The 18122-nt window shown below is 37.9% G+C and carries 13 protein-coding genes and 1 rRNA gene (1 of these 14 running past the window's edge); 2 read left to right on the top strand and 12 right to left on the bottom strand.

Annotated features, from left to right (window positions below; all coding sequences use genetic code 11):
* From IGJ04_RS13225 to dnaE, 9 genes are all read right to left on the bottom strand, one after another.
* Window positions 1–1099 (bottom strand): 16S ribosomal RNA (locus tag IGJ04_RS13225); it reaches 462 nt to the left of the window's first position.
* Between the two features lie 643 nt (window positions 1100–1742).
* Window positions 1743–3251, bottom strand: coding sequence for a HAMP domain-containing sensor histidine kinase (locus IGJ04_RS13220; protein ID WP_002363430.1), 1509 nt, complete (start codon window positions 3249–3251; stop codon window positions 1743–1745).
* A 10-nt stretch (window positions 3252–3261) separates the two neighbouring features.
* On the bottom strand, window positions 3262–3948 hold the full coding sequence (locus tag IGJ04_RS13215) for a response regulator transcription factor (RefSeq protein WP_002355954.1): 687 nt from the start codon (window positions 3946–3948) through the stop codon (window positions 3262–3264).
* 157 nt (window positions 3949–4105) lie between these two features.
* The gene (gene gndA, locus IGJ04_RS13210; protein ID WP_002355953.1) at window positions 4106–5527 is read right to left on the bottom strand and encodes an NADP-dependent phosphogluconate dehydrogenase; all 1422 of its coding nucleotides are present in this window, start codon (window positions 5525–5527) and stop codon (window positions 4106–4108) included.
* A gap of 204 nt (window positions 5528–5731) precedes the next feature.
* Window positions 5732–5911 carry a 50S ribosomal protein L32 gene (gene rpmF, locus IGJ04_RS13205; RefSeq protein WP_002355952.1) on the bottom strand — a complete coding sequence of 60 codons (180 nt, stop codon included), beginning with the start codon at window positions 5909–5911 and terminating at the stop codon, window positions 5732–5734.
* 56 nt (window positions 5912–5967) lie between these two features.
* Window positions 5968–6537: a YceD family protein gene (locus IGJ04_RS13200; protein WP_002363429.1), complete on the bottom strand. Its 570-nt coding sequence runs from the start codon at window positions 6535–6537 to the stop codon at window positions 5968–5970.
* 373 nt (window positions 6538–6910) lie between these two features.
* Window positions 6911–8668, bottom strand: a complete 1758-nt coding sequence (pyk, locus tag IGJ04_RS13195; protein ID WP_002355949.1) for a pyruvate kinase — start codon at window positions 8666–8668, stop codon at window positions 6911–6913.
* Window positions 8669–8732: 64 nt separating this feature from the next.
* Window positions 8733–9695, bottom strand: coding sequence for a 6-phosphofructokinase (gene pfkA / locus IGJ04_RS13190; RefSeq protein ID WP_002355947.1), 963 nt, complete (start codon window positions 9693–9695; stop codon window positions 8733–8735).
* 172 nt (window positions 9696–9867) lie between these two features.
* Window positions 9868–13197, bottom strand: a complete 3330-nt coding sequence (gene dnaE, locus IGJ04_RS13185; RefSeq protein ID WP_002361435.1) for a DNA polymerase III subunit alpha — start codon at window positions 13195–13197, stop codon at window positions 9868–9870.
* A 117-nt stretch (window positions 13198–13314) separates the two neighbouring features.
* Here dnaE and IGJ04_RS13180 point away from each other — a divergent pair, with 117 nt between their 5' ends.
* Complete coding sequence (locus IGJ04_RS13180; RefSeq protein ID WP_002355945.1) at window positions 13315–13500, top strand: YjzD family protein; 186 nt, start codon at window positions 13315–13317, stop codon at window positions 13498–13500.
* Window positions 13501–13554: 54 nt separating this feature from the next.
* Here the strand turns inward: IGJ04_RS13180 and IGJ04_RS13175 are convergent, their stop codons facing one another.
* From IGJ04_RS13175 to IGJ04_RS13165, 3 genes are all read right to left on the bottom strand, one after another.
* Complete coding sequence (locus tag IGJ04_RS13175) at window positions 13555–14751, bottom strand: multidrug efflux MFS transporter (RefSeq protein WP_002381323.1); 1197 nt, start codon at window positions 14749–14751, stop codon at window positions 13555–13557.
* Between the two features lie 197 nt (window positions 14752–14948).
* The gene (locus IGJ04_RS13170; protein WP_002355943.1) at window positions 14949–16355 is read right to left on the bottom strand and encodes an NCS2 family permease; all 1407 of its coding nucleotides are present in this window, start codon (window positions 16353–16355) and stop codon (window positions 14949–14951) included.
* 151 nt (window positions 16356–16506) lie between these two features.
* Window positions 16507–17082, bottom strand: coding sequence for a DUF1361 domain-containing protein (locus IGJ04_RS13165; protein ID WP_002394351.1), 576 nt, complete (start codon window positions 17080–17082; stop codon window positions 16507–16509).
* A gap of 205 nt (window positions 17083–17287) precedes the next feature.
* Between IGJ04_RS13165 and IGJ04_RS13160 the strand changes: the two genes are divergently transcribed.
* On the top strand, window positions 17288–18091 hold the full coding sequence (locus IGJ04_RS13160) for a Cof-type HAD-IIB family hydrolase (protein WP_002355941.1): 804 nt from the start codon (window positions 17288–17290) through the stop codon (window positions 18089–18091).
* Window positions 18092–18122 lie beyond the last annotated feature (31 nt).

Raw genomic sequence — 18122 nt, 5'->3', positions numbered from 1 at the left:
TCACGACACGAGCTGACGACAACCATGCACCACCTGTCACTTTGTCCCCGAAGGGAAAGCTCTATCTCTAGAGTGGTCAAAGGATGTCAAGACCTGGTAAGGTTCTTCGCGTTGCTTCGAATTAAACCACATGCTCCACCGCTTGTGCGGGCCCCCGTCAATTCCTTTGAGTTTCAACCTTGCGGTCGTACTCCCCAGGCGGAGTGCTTAATGCGTTTGCTGCAGCACTGAAGGGCGGAAACCCTCCAACACTTAGCACTCATCGTTTACGGCGTGGACTACCAGGGTATCTAATCCTGTTTGCTCCCCACGCTTTCGAGCCTCAGCGTCAGTTACAGACCAGAGAGCCGCCTTCGCCACTGGTGTTCCTCCATATATCTACGCATTTCACCGCTACACATGGAATTCCACTCTCCTCTTCTGCACTCAAGTCTCCCAGTTTCCAATGACCCTCCCCGGTTGAGCCGGGGGCTTTCACATCAGACTTAAGAAACCGCCTGCGCTCGCTTTACGCCCAATAAATCCGGACAACGCTTGCCACCTACGTATTACCGCGGCTGCTGGCACGTAGTTAGCCGTGGCTTTCTGGTTAGATACCGTCAGAGGACGTTCAGTTACTAACGTCCTTGTTCTTCTCTAACAACAGAGTTTTACGATCCGAAAACCTTCTTCACTCACGCGGCGTTGCTCGGTCAGACTTTCGTCCATTGCCGAAGATTCCCTACTGCTGCCTCCCGTAGGAGTCTGGGCCGTGTCTCAGTCCCAGTGTGGCCGATCACCCTCTCAGGTCGGCTATGCATCGTGGCCTTGGTGAGCCGTTACCTCACCAACTAGCTAATGCACCGCGGGTCCATCCATCAGCGACACCCGAAAGCGCCTTTCACTCTTATGCCATGCGGCATAAACTGTTATGCGGTATTAGCACCTGTTTCCAAGTGTTATCCCCCTCTGATGGGTAGGTTACCCACGTGTTACTCACCCGTCCGCCACTCCTCTTTCCAATTGAGTGCAAGCACTCGGGAGGAAAGAAGCGTTCGACTTGCATGTATTAGGCACGCCGCCAGCGTTCGTCCTGAGCCAGGATCAAACTCTCATAATAAAAGTTAGAACAATCTTGCGATTGTTAAGCTCAATTTGTTTGCTAGCATATTGCTTGCTTGTTAAAAATGTTTGTTGTCTTGAATTGAATCAAGACGCCCTACACATTTGGTTCGTCTATTCTTTGTTCAGTTTTCAAAGGTCTACGTTACCTCGCAGCAACTTTTATATCATAACAAACTTTCGTTTGAATGTCAAGAACTTTTTTTTAAAAAGTTTTTTAAGTTGTTTTGCTCGGTCGTTGCCGTCTGTTGTGACAACTTCTATATCTTATCATTATCTCAGTTGTTTGTCAACAACTTTTTAAATTTTTTTGTTATTTTATAACAAGTTTTTTTGATCAAACGATTGATTTAAAAGCAATCTCTTTAACGACTTTGTTATTCTAACATGTTATTTATCTTTTCGTCAAGAAAAATTTTTAACTTTTTAAAACTTTTTTCTTAACGAACTGTTTGTCAGAACAGATATTAATATACCAAGGATTTTTCTAAAACGCAACTATTATTTTGCAGAAAAATAACATTTTTTTCAATTTCGAACGATGAATATTTTCTGCAAAGAAAACATTCGTTTCTTTATCTTATAATCCCTTTTCTCTTACTGAAATGTTCGTTAATCATTCGTAAAAAAAGCAACGTACTTTATTGTACGTTGCTCTCTTCTTTTATTCCAGCGATTGGAATAAAAATTCTAAAGATCGTTCCTTGATGCAATACGCTTTCTGCATCAATACGTCCTTTATAGTTTTCGACTAATTGTTTTGCAATCGATAGACCTAAGCCATTACCACCTTTATTTCTTGCACGGGCTTTATCTACTCGATAGAATCGATCAAATATTTTCTCCAAGTCTTCTTCAGTGATTCCTTCACCAAAATCTTGCACAGCTATTTCAAATTCATTCATCGTTCGAGAAATGGAAATATGCACTTCTTTTCGATCTGTTGAATATTTAATCGCATTATCTAATAGAATAATTAGCAATTGTTCAAAGTGATTACGATAGATTTTCAGTTCAACTTCGGTTGGTAAATCGTCATCTAATGTGATATGAAACTCAGGATAAACCAATTGGAAGTTATTAAATACTTGGTAGACTACTTGTTTAGCATCTGTTCGTTCATTTGCATATTGGGTGTCCACTTGTTCAGCGCGTGAAAGGTCAAGCATTTCTTGGACCAAACTCTTCATACGACTAATTTCTTGTAAACTGGCCTTTAATGATTCATCTAAAATTTCAGGATCGTCTTTCCCCCAACGATTTAAAAGGTTTAAATGGCCTTCCATAATCGCAACGGGCGTTCTTAATTCATGGGAAACATCTTCAACAAACTGCTCTTGTTGTTCGATATAGCGTCTCATACGATCTAACATTTCATTAAAGATTTCCGAGATATCTGCTAACTCATCTCTCGTATTAATCTCCGGCATGTGGACATCTGATTGCGGGTCTTTGCGGATTGTATCCATCGTATCTCTCAATACTTTTAATGGTTTTAAGAAATAAGAAGAGAGGATAAAGCCTAAGACACTACTTACAATCAGAGAAATCACTTCTAAAACTACAAGTGTTAATAATAAATGATTACGAATTTCATAAAAAGAAGAAAGTTCATAAAACGCTTGAATATAGCCAATCTTTTCTCGTGTTTCTTTTGAAAAAATAGGTTCCACGGAATAAAAACCGGTTTTATCAAAAACGGTTCGAACAACAGGTAATTGTCGATCCAATTGTAATAACTTATCATATTCATTTTGTGTTTTAAAAACTAGCTTTTGGTTTGTGTCATACACAGATAAATAAAGTTCTGGTTGTCCTAGTTCAGATATGAAACTGTCCATTTCCATAAACGAACCTTCTACTGCTGTATGCTTATTATAGTAGTTTTCATCTCTTTCACTCGGCGTTTTTAAATAGTCAAAAACGTCTGTTACCGTTAAATTTTCATTGGCATTAGCTAATCGATTTGTTACTTCTGCAATCGTTGCTTCGACATTTTCCTTTTCTTTGGCAACAATAAGACTAACAGAAGACTTATAGGTAATCACCGCAAAAATGGTAAAAACTACAAATATAAAGAAAGAACTTGCGAAAGCCCACTTTATAGTTAAAGATGGGCCTTCCAGTTCTTTTTTAATCGTTCTTTTCATTAATTAGTTCTCACGAACGCATAACGTAGCCAGTTCCACGGACAGTTTGGATGTAGCTTTCTTCTCCAGGTACGTCAATTTTATTTCGTAAGTAGCGGATATACACATCCACAACGTTTGTTTCTACTTCTGTTTCATAGCCCCAAACTTTATTTAGTAACACATCACGTGCCAAGACAACATTCACGTTTTCCATTAGCGTTAATAGTAATTCGTATTCGCGTTTTGTTAATTCAATCATTTCAGAATTACGACGAACGACACGATTTTCTTTTTCAATTGTTAAGTCACGATATGTAATCGTTGTTTGTTTTGCAACGTTTTTATCGCCCTCAATATCAATACGACGAAGTAACGCACGTAAACGAGCTAACAATTCTTCAATTGCAAATGGTTTAACAATATAATCATCCGCTCCATGGTCTAAACCAGAAACACGGTCAATTACTGAATCACGCGCAGTCATCATAATAATTGGTGTATTTTTCACTTGGCGAACACGGCGACATACTTCTAATCCATTCAATTCTGGTAACATCAAATCAAGAAGGATAGCATCCCATTCGTTGTTAAGAGCGGCTTCCAATCCTGTACGACCATTGTAGTGTACTTCTGTCGTATACCCCTCATGTTTTAATTCAAGCTCAACGAATCTCGCTAAGTTCTTTTCATCTTCAATAATTAAAATGTTGCTCATTTGATTAATTGTCCTTTCTCTTTAAAAGCTATACTCAAGCTCAACCTTTTTATTCCTTACTACTTATTAGAGAATTACTACTCAATCTGTCTGGTTCTTTTTTAAGCCACAGTAAAACCATGAGCATGGTGAGCCAGACTCATGGTCTCCAGCGTGTTTATTCTTCGTTGTACCAGCTGTAATGGTAGATTCCTTCTTTGTCTGTGCGTTCGTACGTATGAGCACCGAAGTAATCACGTTGTGCTTGAATTAAATTCGCTGGTAAGCGATCTGAACGATAAGAATCGTAATAAGCAATTGCAGATGAGAATGTTGGTACAGGAACACCTGCTTGAACAGCAATCGCAACAACTTCACGAACGGCTTGTTGATATTTTTTCGTAATTTCTACGAAGTATTCATCTAACAACAAGTTTTCAAGTGCTGGATTTTTTTCATATGCATCGGTAATTTTTTGTAAGAATTGTGCACGGATAATACAACCTGCTCGCCAGATTTTTGCAATTTCACCAAATGGTAAATCCCATCCGTATTCTTCAGAAGCTGCACGGAGTTGTGCAAAACCTTGCGCATAACTCATTAATTTACTAAAGTATAATGCTTCGCGAATTTTTTCAATCAATTCTTTTTTATCACCTGCAAAGTTAAAGGCTGCAGGTTTTGATAAAATGCCACTTGCTTTTACGCGTTCTTCTTTGTAAGCCGAAATAAAACGTGCAAATACTGATTCTGTAATTAATGGTAATGGTACGCCAAGATCTAACGCACTTTGGCTTGTCCATTTACCTGTTCCTTTGTTGCCTGCTGCATCAAGAATAACATCAACGATTGGTTGGTCGGTTCCTTCATCATCTTTACGTGTCAAAATGTCAGCCGTGATCTCGATAAGGTAACTGTCTAATTCGCCTTCGTTCCATTCTTTGAAAATCTCTGCCATTTCATCAACAGATAAACCTAAGATTTGTTTCATTAAATCGTAGGATTCAGCAATTAATTGCATGTCCCCATATTCAATCCCATTATGAACCATTTTTACATAATGTCCAGCACCATTTGGGCCAATGTAAGTCACACATGGTTCACCGTCTTCTGCTTTAGCTGAAATTTTTTCAAGAATTGGCGCAACTAACTCATACGCTTCTTTTTGTCCGCCAGGCATGATAGACGGTCCTTTCAAGGCTCCTTCTTCTCCGCCAGAAACGCCAGTACCAATAAAGTTAATTCCTGAGTTTGCTAGTTCTTCATTACGTCGCATTGTGTCTTTGAAGAACGTATTACCGCCATCAATTAAGATGTCGCCTTTATCAAGGTGTGGTAACAATTCTTGGATTGTCGCATCTGTTGCAGGTCCAGCTTTAACCATCAACATAATTCGACGAGGTTTTTCAATTGCATTCACAAATTCCTCAATTGAGTATGTTGCTTGAAAGTTTTTGTCAGGATGTTCTTCAACCACTTCTGTTGTTTTTGATCCTGTACGGTTATACAGCGCAACTGTATAGCCTCTGCTTTCAATGTTTAAAGCAAGATTTTTTCCCATGACAGCCATGCCGACTACGCCAAATTGTTGTTTTGTCATTTTATGACCTCCTATATTATAATCAACGAAAATTCTATGAGCATTCTCTTATAATCCTCACTATTATAACGCACTATCTTTCATATGAAAACAATATAGTGCCAATAAATTTCCAATTTCTTCATATTTTCTTAAAAAAATACAAATCCCCTAGGCTCCATGGTTAGCCTAGGGGATTCAACATTTCAAAAAATGTTTTTATGCTTATGCTTCTTTAGACATTACGTCTTTTCCATCGTAGTGACCACATGCTGGACATACGTGATGGCTTTTTTTCATTTCACCACAGTTTGAGCATGCATTTAAGCCTTTGATTGTTAATTTGTAGTGTGTGCGACGTTTTGCTTTTTTCGCTTTAGAAGTTCTTCTAGCTGGTACTGCCATTGTTGTTCCACCTCCTTGTAAAGATGCGTGTATTTACATACACAATATATTCCAACCTAGCTGTTATCTTCCTCTTCAGCATTATCGCTGAGTAATTCTGATAGTTTAGCCAGACGAGGATCCACTGTTTGTTCTGCTGCTTTCTGCTTACTTTCCAAATATGCTTCTTCTGAAATCACTTCCCAGTCATTGCCACTTGGCATTTCTTGACTGTTTTGTTCTTCTTCCGTAAGCACTTGAATTGGAATGGACAATAGAATGTTGTCTTCGACAGATTCATCTAAATCAATTGTTGGCTTGTCCAATAAAATAATCTCTTCAGCTGCAAATCGTTCATCTCTTGTATCCATTTGTTCTTTTGTCATAAAGACTTCATCGACCGTGATTTGCATTGGCAAAGCCACAGGTTCTAAAGAACGGGATGAAGGAACGGTTACAGTTACCTGAATAGTGTAATGAAGTAAATATTCTGATTTATTGACTGCTAATAAGCCTTCTACTTTGATTGGACTAACATCCAACAAGGTATCATCTCGTTGAAGAAGCTCTTCTTTAAGATGCAATGTTTCTGAAAACACTAGCGGCTCTTCTTTGTATTTATTTAATTCTAACAAAGACCACTTCATAATTATCACTCCTAAGCAACAAAAGCTATTATACAGGGGTATGAAAGCTTTGTCAATGAAATTTTCTTGACAGCCCTTTCTTATTTCCTGTTTTTCTTTCGTTTTTTTTATAATTGTTTTTCTGTTGAAGATAACTTAGCGCTTATTTAATTAAATAACAAAATTTTTGTGTGAAATAACATAAATAATTTAAAACTCAGACATAATTTTACTATTTGCGCCCAACTCTTTATTTACTGAATACGTGTTTTCTGAACATTTCATACCACTGTCTTCCTTGTAAAAAAAGCTGAGACAAACTGACGAATCGGTTTGTCCCAGCTTTGCGTCCGAGTACATATTGCTTAAAATCAAATGATTGAATTAATTAGACTTAGATAGCTGTTGTTGCTCCGCGGTAAACAATACCACGACGAGGATCAACAGTAATCACTTCGTCATTATTAATTAATGATGTTGCATCTGCAGCACCTACGATAACTGGAATATTTTGCGCAATCGCTACAACAGCTGCATGAGAAGTTAAACCACCTTCTTCAACAACTAATGCTGATGCTTTTTCAATTGCAGGCATGTATTCTTTATCTGTTGTTTTTGTAACTAAAATAGCTCCTTCAGTCGCTTTAGCAACTGCTTCTTCAGCAGTTCCTGCAACAACGGCTTTTGCAATAATTGCTTCTTCGCCGACACCTTGACCTTGAACTAATTTAGAACCGATCATTTGAATTTTCATTAAGTTTGTTGTGCCTTTTTCGCCAACTGGAACACCAGCAGTGATAATGATTAAATCACCTTCTGAAGCATAACCTTCTTCTTGTGATACTTTTGAAGCTAAATTAAACATTTCATCTGTGCTTGATGGTTTGTCAGCAACTGTTGCGTAAACACCCCATGATAATGATAAGCTACGTGCTTTTTGTTCTGAGAACGTAATTGCAACGATATGTGCTTTTGGACGGTATTTAGAGATCATACGTGCTGTATGGCCTGATTCTGTTGCCGCAACGATTGTTTGGATACCCAAGTTACGTGCTGTATGGCCAACAGATTGTCCGATTGCTTCAGTCATATCTGTTTTGCTATATAATTTCAATGCGAATGAATCTTGGTTAACTAATGTTTCTTCTGTACGAACTGCAATACGAGCCATTGTTTGAACAGCTTCTAATGGGTAATCCCCTGCTGCAGTTTCGCCTGATAACATTACTGCATCTGTTCCATCGTAGATTGCGTTTGCTACGTCATTTGCTTCCGCACGTGTTGGACGTGGGTTACGTTGCATTGAATCTAACATTTGTGTTGCAGTGATAACTGGTTTACCTAAAGCATTACATTTTTTAATTAAAGCTTTTTGGACAACTGGAACATCTTCTGTTGGAATTTCAACACCCATGTCACCACGAGCAACCATTAAACCATCAGAAACTTTTAAGATTTCATCGATATTATCGATACCTTCTTGGTTTTCGATTTTAGGAATGATTTGGATGTGTGTTGCGTTTTCTTCTTCTAAAATTTTAGTGATTTCTAAAACGTCAGAAGCACGACGAACGAAGCTAGCTGCGATAAAGTCAATTCCTTGACCAATTCCGAAACGGATATCGTTAGCATCTTTTTCAGTGATCCCTGGTAAGTTTACAGAAACGCCTGGTACGTTAACGCCTTTTTTGTTTTTCAAGACGCCTTCGTTTTTAACAACTGTTACGATTTCGTTTGCATCACGGTCGATATCAGTTACTTCTAAATCGATTAAACCATCATCTAAAAGAATGTGTGAACCTACGTTTACATCATTGATTAATTCTGGATAAGTGATTGAGAATTTTTCATTTGTTCCTAAAACTTCTGTCATAGAAATACGTACTGAGTCACCAATTTTCATTGTGATTGCGCCATTTTCCATGTCATTTGTGCGGATTTCAGGACCTTTTGTATCTAGTAAGATCGCTACGCGTTTCCCTGTAATTTTTACAGCTTCACGAATGTTTTTAATACGAGCACCATGCTCTTCGTAGTCACCATGTGAAAAGTTCAAACGGCAAACATTCATACCTGCATTAATTAAGTTTACTAGCATATCAACGGATTCACTAGCTGGTCCAATCGTACATACGATTTTCGTTTTTTTCATTACTAAAACGCTCCTATTCCAAATTTGTTTATACAAAGCTAATAAGATTAGCTAATATACAAGATTAAAAAGAAATTTCATGATTTAACTCATAAAGAGATAAATCTGGTTTGTGTTTATTGTTTTCTAACGTGTCAATAATATCAGCTGCAACTACTTGGTTATCTAACATACCGATACATAAACCGCCTTTGCCTTCTTTTAGAAGTTCAACAGCATATGACCCAAATTTACTTGCTAATACACGGTCACGAGCACTTGGCGAGCCCCCACGAACCACGTGTCCTAAAATTGATACACGCGTATGGAAATCACCGTATTCAGAAAGTTTATCAGCAAATTCATTTCCGCCCATTACGCCTTCTGCTAAAATGATTAAGCAATGTTTTTTCCCGCGGTCGCGGCCTTCTTGAATACGTTTGGCAACGTTTTTCATATCAAAATCATGTTCAGGAATAATGATTTCATCTGCTCCGCCTGCCACGCCTGACCACAATGCGATATCACCAGCGTTACGTCCCATTACTTCGATAACGAATGTACGAACATGAGAAGTCGCTGTATCACGAATTCGGTCAATTGATTCCAAAACAGTGTTAATCGCTGTATCAAAACCGATTGTGAAATCTGTTCCAGGAATATCATTATCAATCGTTCCAGGAATTCCAACAGCGGGGAAACCACGTTTTGTCAAAGCCATTGCGCCATGATAAGAACCGTCTCCACCAATAACAACTAAGCCTTCAATACCGAATTTTTTCAATTGTTCGATTCCTTTTAATTGCCCTTCTTCAGTAGCAAATTCAGGATAACGAGCAGAATACAAGAATGTTCCACCACGTTGAATCTTATCGCCAACGTCAGCAACATCTAAACGACGGATGTCGCCTGCGACTAAACCGGCAAATCCATAGTTAATACCGTAAACTTCGATTCCATCAAAAATACTTTTGCGTACGACTGCACGAATTGCAGCGTTCATTCCAGGGGCATCTCCCCCGCTGGTTAAAATACCAATGCGTTTCATTCGCTATTTCACCTCATATAATATACTTTCAACTGCCAAAAGAAACCTTTTCGCAAAAATTGATATACAAAAATATTACGTCATTCATTTTACCATTAAAGAACCAAAATGTCTTGAGTTAAGAAGAAAAAAATGAAAAAAGTTGAAAACAACTAGTATTTTTTACCGTAAATCATTTGAAAATGACGTTTTGCTCGCCTAAAACGTAAGCTAATTGTTGCTGACTAGCGCTTGTATGAGCGACCCAATTTTCTTCATTTAATACTATTTTCTTTCCTGTTTTTTCAAAATAGACAATCACTGGAATGTGTCCAGCATGACGACTGAGTACCTCTTTCATTTTCTGAAAAACGTCCGTTTGTTCGACATCTTTTGTAATTCTGATAAAACACGTTTCGTCACTAATTGATGTTTCTACTTGTTGCGCTTTTTCTATTCGTTGAACCAATATTTGCAATTCTTGATTGTAAGTACTGCGTTCCACTTTTCCTTCCACATAATAAACTTGCCCTTTCTCGACACTCTGTCTTAACTGGCGAAAAACGGTTGGGAACAACGTTAGTGAAATACTTCCTGTTGTATCATCCCCATCAACAAAGGCCATTTGTTCTCCCTTTTTGGTCCGAATCGTCCGAATGTTTTTGACATAAATCAATAATTTCGTGGGCTGATTTTCAACAAGTTCATGAACAAGTTGCGTTTGCTTGGCTAAGCGTGTTTTTTTGAACTCTTCTGTCGGATGTCCTGATAAATAGACCCCTAAATATTGTTCTTCTTGTTCTAGTCGCTCTTCTAGCGGATAATCGGCAATTTCTTCTTCCTTGGGCTTCAATGTTTCTAACAAATCCATACTACCACCGCTGAGAAGAATACTTTGGATATTACTCTCTAAACCTACTGCTAATTGACGGCGATTAGGCGCAATTTCGTCAAATGCACCGATGGCAATCAATGGTTCGATATTTTCAACTTTCAACCACTTACGGTCAATTCGCAAAAGAAACTCATCGAACGTTTTGTACGGTCCATTTTCTCGGCGTTCATTTAAAATATTTTGAATGAAGTCTCGGCGGATTCCTTTTAAAGAACTAAAACCAAATAAAATTTGCTGTTGCTGATTTAGGTAAAAGCTGTAGTGACTTTGGTTAATTGACGGCTGCAAAATCGTCTGCTTGTTTTTTCTAGCTTCGCCAATATATTCTTTAATTTTTGTTGGATTATGACGAACAGAATGCAACAATGCGACATAAAAAGCACTCGGATAATGAACCTTCAAGTAAGCCATTTGAAAACCAATAAAGGAATAGGCAAATGCATGCGAGCGGTTAAAGCCATAATTAGCAAAGCGCTCAATATAATCGTACACTTGGTTAGCTGTTTCTTGGGGATAGCCTTGTTGTAACGCACCATTAACAAAATGATTTCGTTCTTCATCTAGCACATCTTTTTTCTTTTTACTAATGGCCCGACGTAAAATGTCAGCTTGCCCTAAAGAGAAGCCTGCCATTTTCGCAGCAACTTGCATAATCTGCTCTTGGTAAACAATAATTCCGTACGTATTTTCCAAAATGGGGGCGAGACTAGGCTCTGGATAACTAATTTGTTCCAAGCCTTTTTTCCGGCGGATGAAAACATCAATATTTTGCATCGGACCAGGACGATACAGGGCATTGACAGCAGCAATATCTTCAATGCTAGTCGGCCCTAATTTTCTTAATACATTCCGAATTCCAGCAGATTCAAACTGAAAAACACCACTTGTTTCCCCTTTTCTAAATAAAGCCAGCGTCGTTTCGTCATCTAATGGAATCTGATTCAAACGAATGGTTTGATTATAGACGCGTTTAACAGCTGTGAGGGTATCATCAATGATGGATAAATTTCTTAAGCCCAAGAAATCCATTTTCAGAAGACCAATTTTTTCAACATCATTCATAGTAAATTGGGTCAATAAAATTTCATTCGATCCTAGTTGTAACGGAACCAAATTCAAAAGATTTTCATCACTAATTACCACACCTGCTGCGTGCGTAGAAACATGGCGAGGCAATCCTTCTAGCTGAACAGCTGTTTTATAGAGCAATTGATTATTTGGTGAAAAATTGACCAATTCTTGCATCCGTTTCGACTCTTGGTACGCTTCTTCTAACGTAATTTTCAGCTTGTTGGGGACAGCTGCCGACCAACGATTCGCTTCACTCTGGGACAACCCGAAAACACGTGCAACGTCCCGTAAAACCATTTTCGCAGCCATCGTACCAAACGTGGCAATTTGCGCCATGTGATAATGACCATATTTTTGACTGACATAAGCTAAAACTTCCTCCCGCCGATTATCAGGAATATCTAAATCAATATCGGGCATCGTGTAGCGTTCCGGATTCAAAAAACGTTCAAAGAGCAAATCATATTTGATTGGATCTACATCTGTAATTGATAGCACATAGGACACTAAAGAGCCTGCAGCTGAACCTCGGCCAGCGCCTGTAACAATTTGATTGTTATGACAGAAGTCCATCACATCCCAAACGATTAAAAAGTAATCATCAAAGCCCATATTGTGAATGATGGTTAACTCTTTTTCTAATCGTTTTTGGTAAACTTCATTTAGATGAGGCACTCTTTCTGGTAATTTTTCTAAACACAATGTGCGTAAATAAGAACCAGCCGTTTGATTATCAGGCACAGGAAAATGCGGTAATAATTTTTGATGTAAAGGAATGTCAACTCGGCAATTTTCAGCTAGCTGAATCGTATTCTGGACCACTTCTGCACCAGCTATTTGAAGCATTTGTTCCATCGTCGTCTCTGCTTCACGCAAGTAATTCAGACCTTCTATTTCCGGTGTTTGACTTGTAATATTCAATTGATTATTTTCTTTGATGCTCTCAAGAACAGTTACGGCAAAGCCTTCTTCCCTTGTTAAATGACGTACCTCTTGCAAAGCCACGCCAGGTAATTGTTCTCTTTGGTAAAAAGAAAAGAGCGCTGGATTACGTTGTTGATTCATTGAAAAAGAATGTTCAACAAATAACGACTGGGGATCAAAATATGAAGCAAGTTGTTGGAAAGCGTGAACCGCTTGTTGTTCATCTTCAAAAAATGTTTGGGCGACTTCTCCTTTGGCTGACAAAGTCACGGCAAATAAATCACTTAATAAGGATTGATGTTCCGCTAAGTAAAAGGGACCCTCTGTCGTCATTTTGCTGCTAGATAGTTGCATTAATTGCTGATACCCTTTTAAATTTTTAGCAAATAAAAGCAATTCGGAATGCCCTTCTTTTTCTGCTGGGGTATATTCTAATCTTAAACCGATAATTGGTTGAATTCCCGCTTCTTGGCATGCTTCATAAAATTCAACCGCCCCATGCAAGACATTGATATCGGTAATCGCTAATGTTTGATAACCTAACGCTTTCGCTTGTTTTACATAGGAACGAATCCTAACCGTACTAGATAAAAGCGAATAGGAAGTAACGGTATGTAATTGTGGAAATGACATTGGACAGCTCCTTTTTGAATCCTTGCTATTTTTTGCCTCTTCTCTTATTTTCCTATCGCGGATTCTTTACTTTTAAAGAAAATATGCTAAACTAAGAGCTAGAAAAGAGGTGCTCATATGCGTTATCTTGTTGTATTTTTCTGGACCTTCGCATTAGGCCAAGTCGTTGGATATATCGGCGGTGCATTATCTGGTGGTTCATACGACTTTAAAATGACAACGATTCTATCGTTGGCAACAGCCGTTATTATTTTATTAATTGCACACTTTGCAGTACCGAAAGAAACCAAACCTGTTAAATAAGAAAAAACCAGTTACTAAAGTTATTGTAACTGGTTTTTTTATCTTTTCAACTGTTTAGAGCTTTTTATTTAAAACTTTTCGGAAATTAAAGAAGGACAACCCAATGTTTCCTAAAACGAAACAAGCGGTTACCAGAAAAACAGAAGAATAGCCAAAACCATGGGCAACTGTCGACCCTACCATCGGTCCTAAAACTTGACCGAAATTACTACACATCTGATTGTAACTATAAACTCTACTTACGCCCTCTGTTGGCGTTATTTTACTAATTAACGTATTAATTGATGGCATTAAAGCACCTGTTGAAAAACCTAAAAGGAATCGTAAAACACCTAACTGAAAAGGTGTTTGCACAAACGCCATGGGAATGTAACAAATAAAAGAAAGAATTAATCCGCCTAATAAAACTTTTTGGTTCCCAATGCGGTCCCCAATTTTTCCCAAAGTTGGAGAAGAAATAATTGCTGAAACGCCGGCAATCGAAACAATCAAACCACTAACAAATAATACATTCTCTGTATCGCCACTTAAAGATCGAATATATAGCGTTAAGATTGGGCTGATACTTGTAATTCCTAATTGTAAAATTAACGTAGTCACAAACAAACCAATCAATACTGAAACATGATCCATCTTACTAAAAATTTCTTTAGTCGTTAATAAATCCTTTTTCTCAACTGGTTGAAAATCTTCTTTAACTAAAAAGATAGTCAACAACGTTGTAATGAATAAAATAACGCCGGTAATAATAAAGACATTTTCCATTCCAAACCACTGTGCCAACGCACCGCCAATCGATGGCGCAATTAACGTCCCAGCAATTGCACCTGTTGATAATGTTCCTAGAGCCCAGCCATTTTTCTCTTTTGGCGCCTGCGATGCAATCATCGCTGTTGCGTTAGGAATATAGCCGGATAAAATCCCGTTCATAAAACGCATAATCAACAGCCAGTATACATTAGGGACAAATGCTAACGCCCCCATCGTGATCGTCATTCCTGCTGCAGCCCGAATCATCATAATTTTCCGACCTTTTCGATCAGCTAAATTTCCCCAAATCGGTGCAACAATCGCAGCAGCAAACGCCGTGACGGAAATTGCCAATCCAGAAAACAACTCTACTTGACTCTTAGGCGTCCCTAATTGTTCAACATATACTGGAATAAACGGCATAACTAAGCTAATACTCGCCCCTGTAAAAAAGCAACCAATCCATGCGACTAATAAATTCTGCTTCCATTTTATTTTCATACTTTTATCCACCTTATCACCTCTTCACCTACCACTATACTCTAAAAGAGTGAATCTCTCAAAAGAAAATTCTTTAAAAAAAAGTCTGACAGACCGGTCAAAACGACCAATCTGCCAGACTTCTTAACACTTGGGCTTAAGATAAAACGCAACACCTTCAAAGCTAACCGCTGTTATCTCAGCCTCACTTCTATTTACTATAAAATAGCTAAGATTACAAAGTTTAAGATAAACAACGCATCAATGACCCAAATAATTGGTGAAACTTCTTTGGCTTTTCCTTTGACTACTTTCACCACTGCATAAAAGATGAACCCAGCAGCAATCCCATAAGAGATGCTATAACATAATCCCATGAAAATTGAAGCAAAAAATGCTGGAATCGCATCTTCTAAATCCGTCCAATTGATGTCTTTGAAAGAAGCTAACATCATAATTCCCACTAAAATTAACGCTGGAGCCGTAGCTTGTGCTGGCACAATAGCAATAAGTGGTGAAAAAAGACTACTTAGGGCAAATAGAATTGCTACCACTACCGATGTCAAACCTGTTCGACCACCCGCACCGATTCCTGCTGCACTTTCTACATAAGTTGTCGTATTCGATGTACCAAAAATCGCACCGATAGATGTTGCAATAGCATCTGCAAATAGAGCTTTGTCCATTTTAGTGCTGAAACCCTTACTATCTTCTAAAGCTAATTCATCTTCTTTAGAGAAAATCCCTGTTCGACGTCCCGTACCGATAAATGTTCCAATTGTATCAAACGTATCTGATAAACTGAAGGCAATAATGGTCATTAAAACTTGAGGAATTTTTGAAGAATCACTAAACAATGACTGTAAGCCCTCAGCACCAAAAGCAGCGCCAAAAGTTGTACCTAATTCTTTAAATGAATTGCCCAACGAATTAGCATGCCAATCAACCGAAGCAGTGTCTACCACCCCCATTGGAATTGCGACTAACGTAGTAACCACAATGCCAATTAAAATAGCCCCACGAACATTCGTGACAACTAAAATCGTTGTTAAAACTAGCCCAATTACCGCCAAAATAATAGCTGGATTATCAAAATTTCCTAAAGCGGGCACGATACTCGAACCATTCACAACACCATTTTGAGGTTCTGCTTGTACTGTGAAACTTAGTAAGCCAGCATTTTTCAACCCTACATAAGCGACAAAAATTCCAATCCCACCACCAATAGCATGTTGTAAACTCTCTGGAATTGCTTTAATAATCATTTTGCGAATTTTTGTCACTGTAATCAAAATATTAATCAAACCACAAATAAAAACCATTGCTAATGCTTGTTGCCATGTATACCCCATCCCAAAAACGACCGTAAACGTGAAGAAAGCATTGAGTCCCATCCCTGGTGCTTGAGCGTAAGGTACATTAGCAAACAGCCCCATGATTAATGTACCGATGATTGAAGCAATAATGGTCGCTAAAAAAACAGCCTGAAAAGGCATCCCTGTTTCTGAAAGAATGGACGGATTAACAAATAAAATATAACTCATTGCAAAAAAGGTCGTGACCCCCGCCATTATTTCAGTTGATACCGTTGTCTTGTTTTCCTTTAATTTGAAAAACGTATTCATAATTGCACTTCTCTCCCTTAAAATCCATGTTTTCGAATAATTACTCTTTGATTATAAGAGAATCGCTATCTTTTTACAACAAAATATTAACTATTATATATATTTTTCTATATAACGTTCGTGTTTTGCGGATATAAAAAAAGAAAAAGCTTTACATTGCTTCTTCTTTTCCTAATAATTCGATTAGCCCAAACAACAGCATCTGTAGAAACATCATTAATAAAATAAACATTAATTTTTGAAGGGACCAGTCAAAAAAGATAATTTTCACTGTTTCAATTGGACTCATAAAAAGATAGACACTGTGTAATCGATCAAAACGTCCAACATAAATCGCCAAAGCAGACAAGAAATGAAGGCTGGCTTGAAAGCCTATAATTGTTCTATAGCCGCAATAACTTTGCAATTTCCGGCTAACAGTTGTTACTGTTTTCATCCCTAAAAGTCCATATATAACAATCCCGCTAGTTAAGCAAACAAACGCCCACCAATCACCAATTTGGTTTGCAAAAATCGTATTAAAGCCTCGATAAATAGATAGCGTTTCTAAATGAAAAAAATCCGTAAATAGGTACGGCGCATTAGGATAAAAAATTAACCAAGCAAAACCTATCAACCAATCCCTTTTACGTTTTTCTGCGTTTAAAAGATAACTAAGTTCAATTGGAATATAGGCTAACAACACGTTCAACGCCATAAAATGAAAATGCGTAGCAAATAACCACATATAGATACAATAGATTAAGGTGATCACTCGTAAATAATTTCTTGAATTTTTCAAGATGCTCTGCGCTCCTTTTTCAAACGGTTTATTTTAGTGTAGCATACTTCTTAAGCTTTTTTTTAAACCTTATAAATGAACATGCTTCTCCCCTTGATAATCTTCGGTTTTATGCTAGACTGAGTAAAAGGCATTTAGGAGGAATTTTTACTTGAAAAAATTAATTGCTATTGATTTAGACGGCACAACATTAAATGCACAGTCTTTAATCAGTCCAAAAACCGAACAAACACTAAAAAAAGCGATTGACAACGGTCATTACGTCAGTATTGCCACTGGACGTCCCTATAGAATGAGTCATCAATTTTACCAACAACTTGGCCTAACGACCCCTATGGTTAACTTTAACGGCGCTTTAGTCCACATTCCAGAGAAAAAATGGGACTTGGAAAGCGAAGCCAATATTGAACGTGACCTAGTCTTTGACATTTTGGCACAGAAAAAAGAATTACAATTAGATTTTGTTGCTGCTGAAAACAAAGAAACATTTTATATCGATACGTTAGATGGGTTCGATCCGAAATTTTTTGCTTCCAAAGCAACCTTAGATAATTTACTTACTGCTAAAAATTTACGAACCAATCCTACCTCAATGATGGTTCGGACCACACCAAACCAAGCTGAAAAAGTTGCTGATACATTGACAAAACAATATGGTGATTATATTGATGTCCGCACTTGGGGCGGTCCAATGCCTATTTTAGAAATGGTCGCAAAAGGAATTCAAAAGGCCCATGGCGTTGATCAAGTGGCGAACTTTTTATCTGTCAAACCAGCTGATATCATTGCTTTTGGCGATGAACATAATGACGAAGAAATGTTAAGTTATGCTGGTTGGGGTGTTGCTATGAACAATGCCACGGATAAAATTAAATCCGTAGCCAACGATGTCACTGAAAAAACAAATGATCAAGATGGTTTAGCAGATTACTTAGAAAATTATTTAGATCTATAAAAGGCTAAAATAAAAGTATTTCTTTAAAAAG

The organism is Enterococcus sp. AZ050 (assembly GCF_051715085.1).
GTDB lineage: Bacteria > Bacillota > Bacilli > Lactobacillales > Enterococcaceae > Enterococcus > Enterococcus faecalis.
Note: the sequence above shows the minus strand (reverse complement) of the source record. Positions and strands in the feature narration are given on the sequence as shown.

What these genes read in the sequence shown, in the direction of transcription:
- IGJ04_RS13220 (WP_002363430.1), bottom strand. Translation starts at nt 3,251, where the DNA reads ATGAAAAGAACGATTAAAAAAGAACTGGAAGGCCCATCTTTAACTATA.
- IGJ04_RS13215 (WP_002355954.1), bottom strand. Translation starts at nt 3,948, where the DNA reads ATGAGCAACATTTTAATTATTGAAGATGAAAAGAACTTAGCGAGATTC.
- gndA (WP_002355953.1), bottom strand. Translation starts at nt 5,527, where the DNA reads ATGACAAAACAACAATTTGGCGTAGTCGGCATGGCTGTCATGGGAAAA.
- rpmF (WP_002355952.1), bottom strand. Translation starts at nt 5,911, where the DNA reads ATGGCAGTACCAGCTAGAAGAACTTCTAAAGCGAAAAAAGCAAAACGT.
- IGJ04_RS13200 (WP_002363429.1), bottom strand. Translation starts at nt 6,537, where the DNA reads ATGAAGTGGTCTTTGTTAGAATTAAATAAATACAAAGAAGAGCCGCTA.
- pyk (WP_002355949.1), bottom strand. Translation starts at nt 8,668, where the DNA reads ATGAAAAAAACGAAAATCGTATGTACGATTGGACCAGCTAGTGAATCC.
- pfkA (WP_002355947.1), bottom strand. Translation starts at nt 9,695, where the DNA reads ATGAAACGCATTGGTATTTTAACCAGCGGGGGAGATGCCCCTGGAATG.
- dnaE (WP_002361435.1), bottom strand. Translation starts at nt 13,197, where the DNA reads ATGTCATTTCCACAATTACATACCGTTACTTCCTATTCGCTTTTATCT.
- IGJ04_RS13180 (WP_002355945.1), top strand. Translation starts at nt 13,315, where the DNA reads ATGCGTTATCTTGTTGTATTTTTCTGGACCTTCGCATTAGGCCAAGTC.
- IGJ04_RS13175 (WP_002381323.1), bottom strand. Translation starts at nt 14,751, where the DNA reads ATGAAAATAAAATGGAAGCAGAATTTATTAGTCGCATGGATTGGTTGC.
- IGJ04_RS13170 (WP_002355943.1), bottom strand. Translation starts at nt 16,355, where the DNA reads ATGAATACGTTTTTCAAATTAAAGGAAAACAAGACAACGGTATCAACT.
- IGJ04_RS13165 (WP_002394351.1), bottom strand. Translation starts at nt 17,082, where the DNA reads ATGTGGTTATTTGCTACGCATTTTCATTTTATGGCGTTGAACGTGTTG.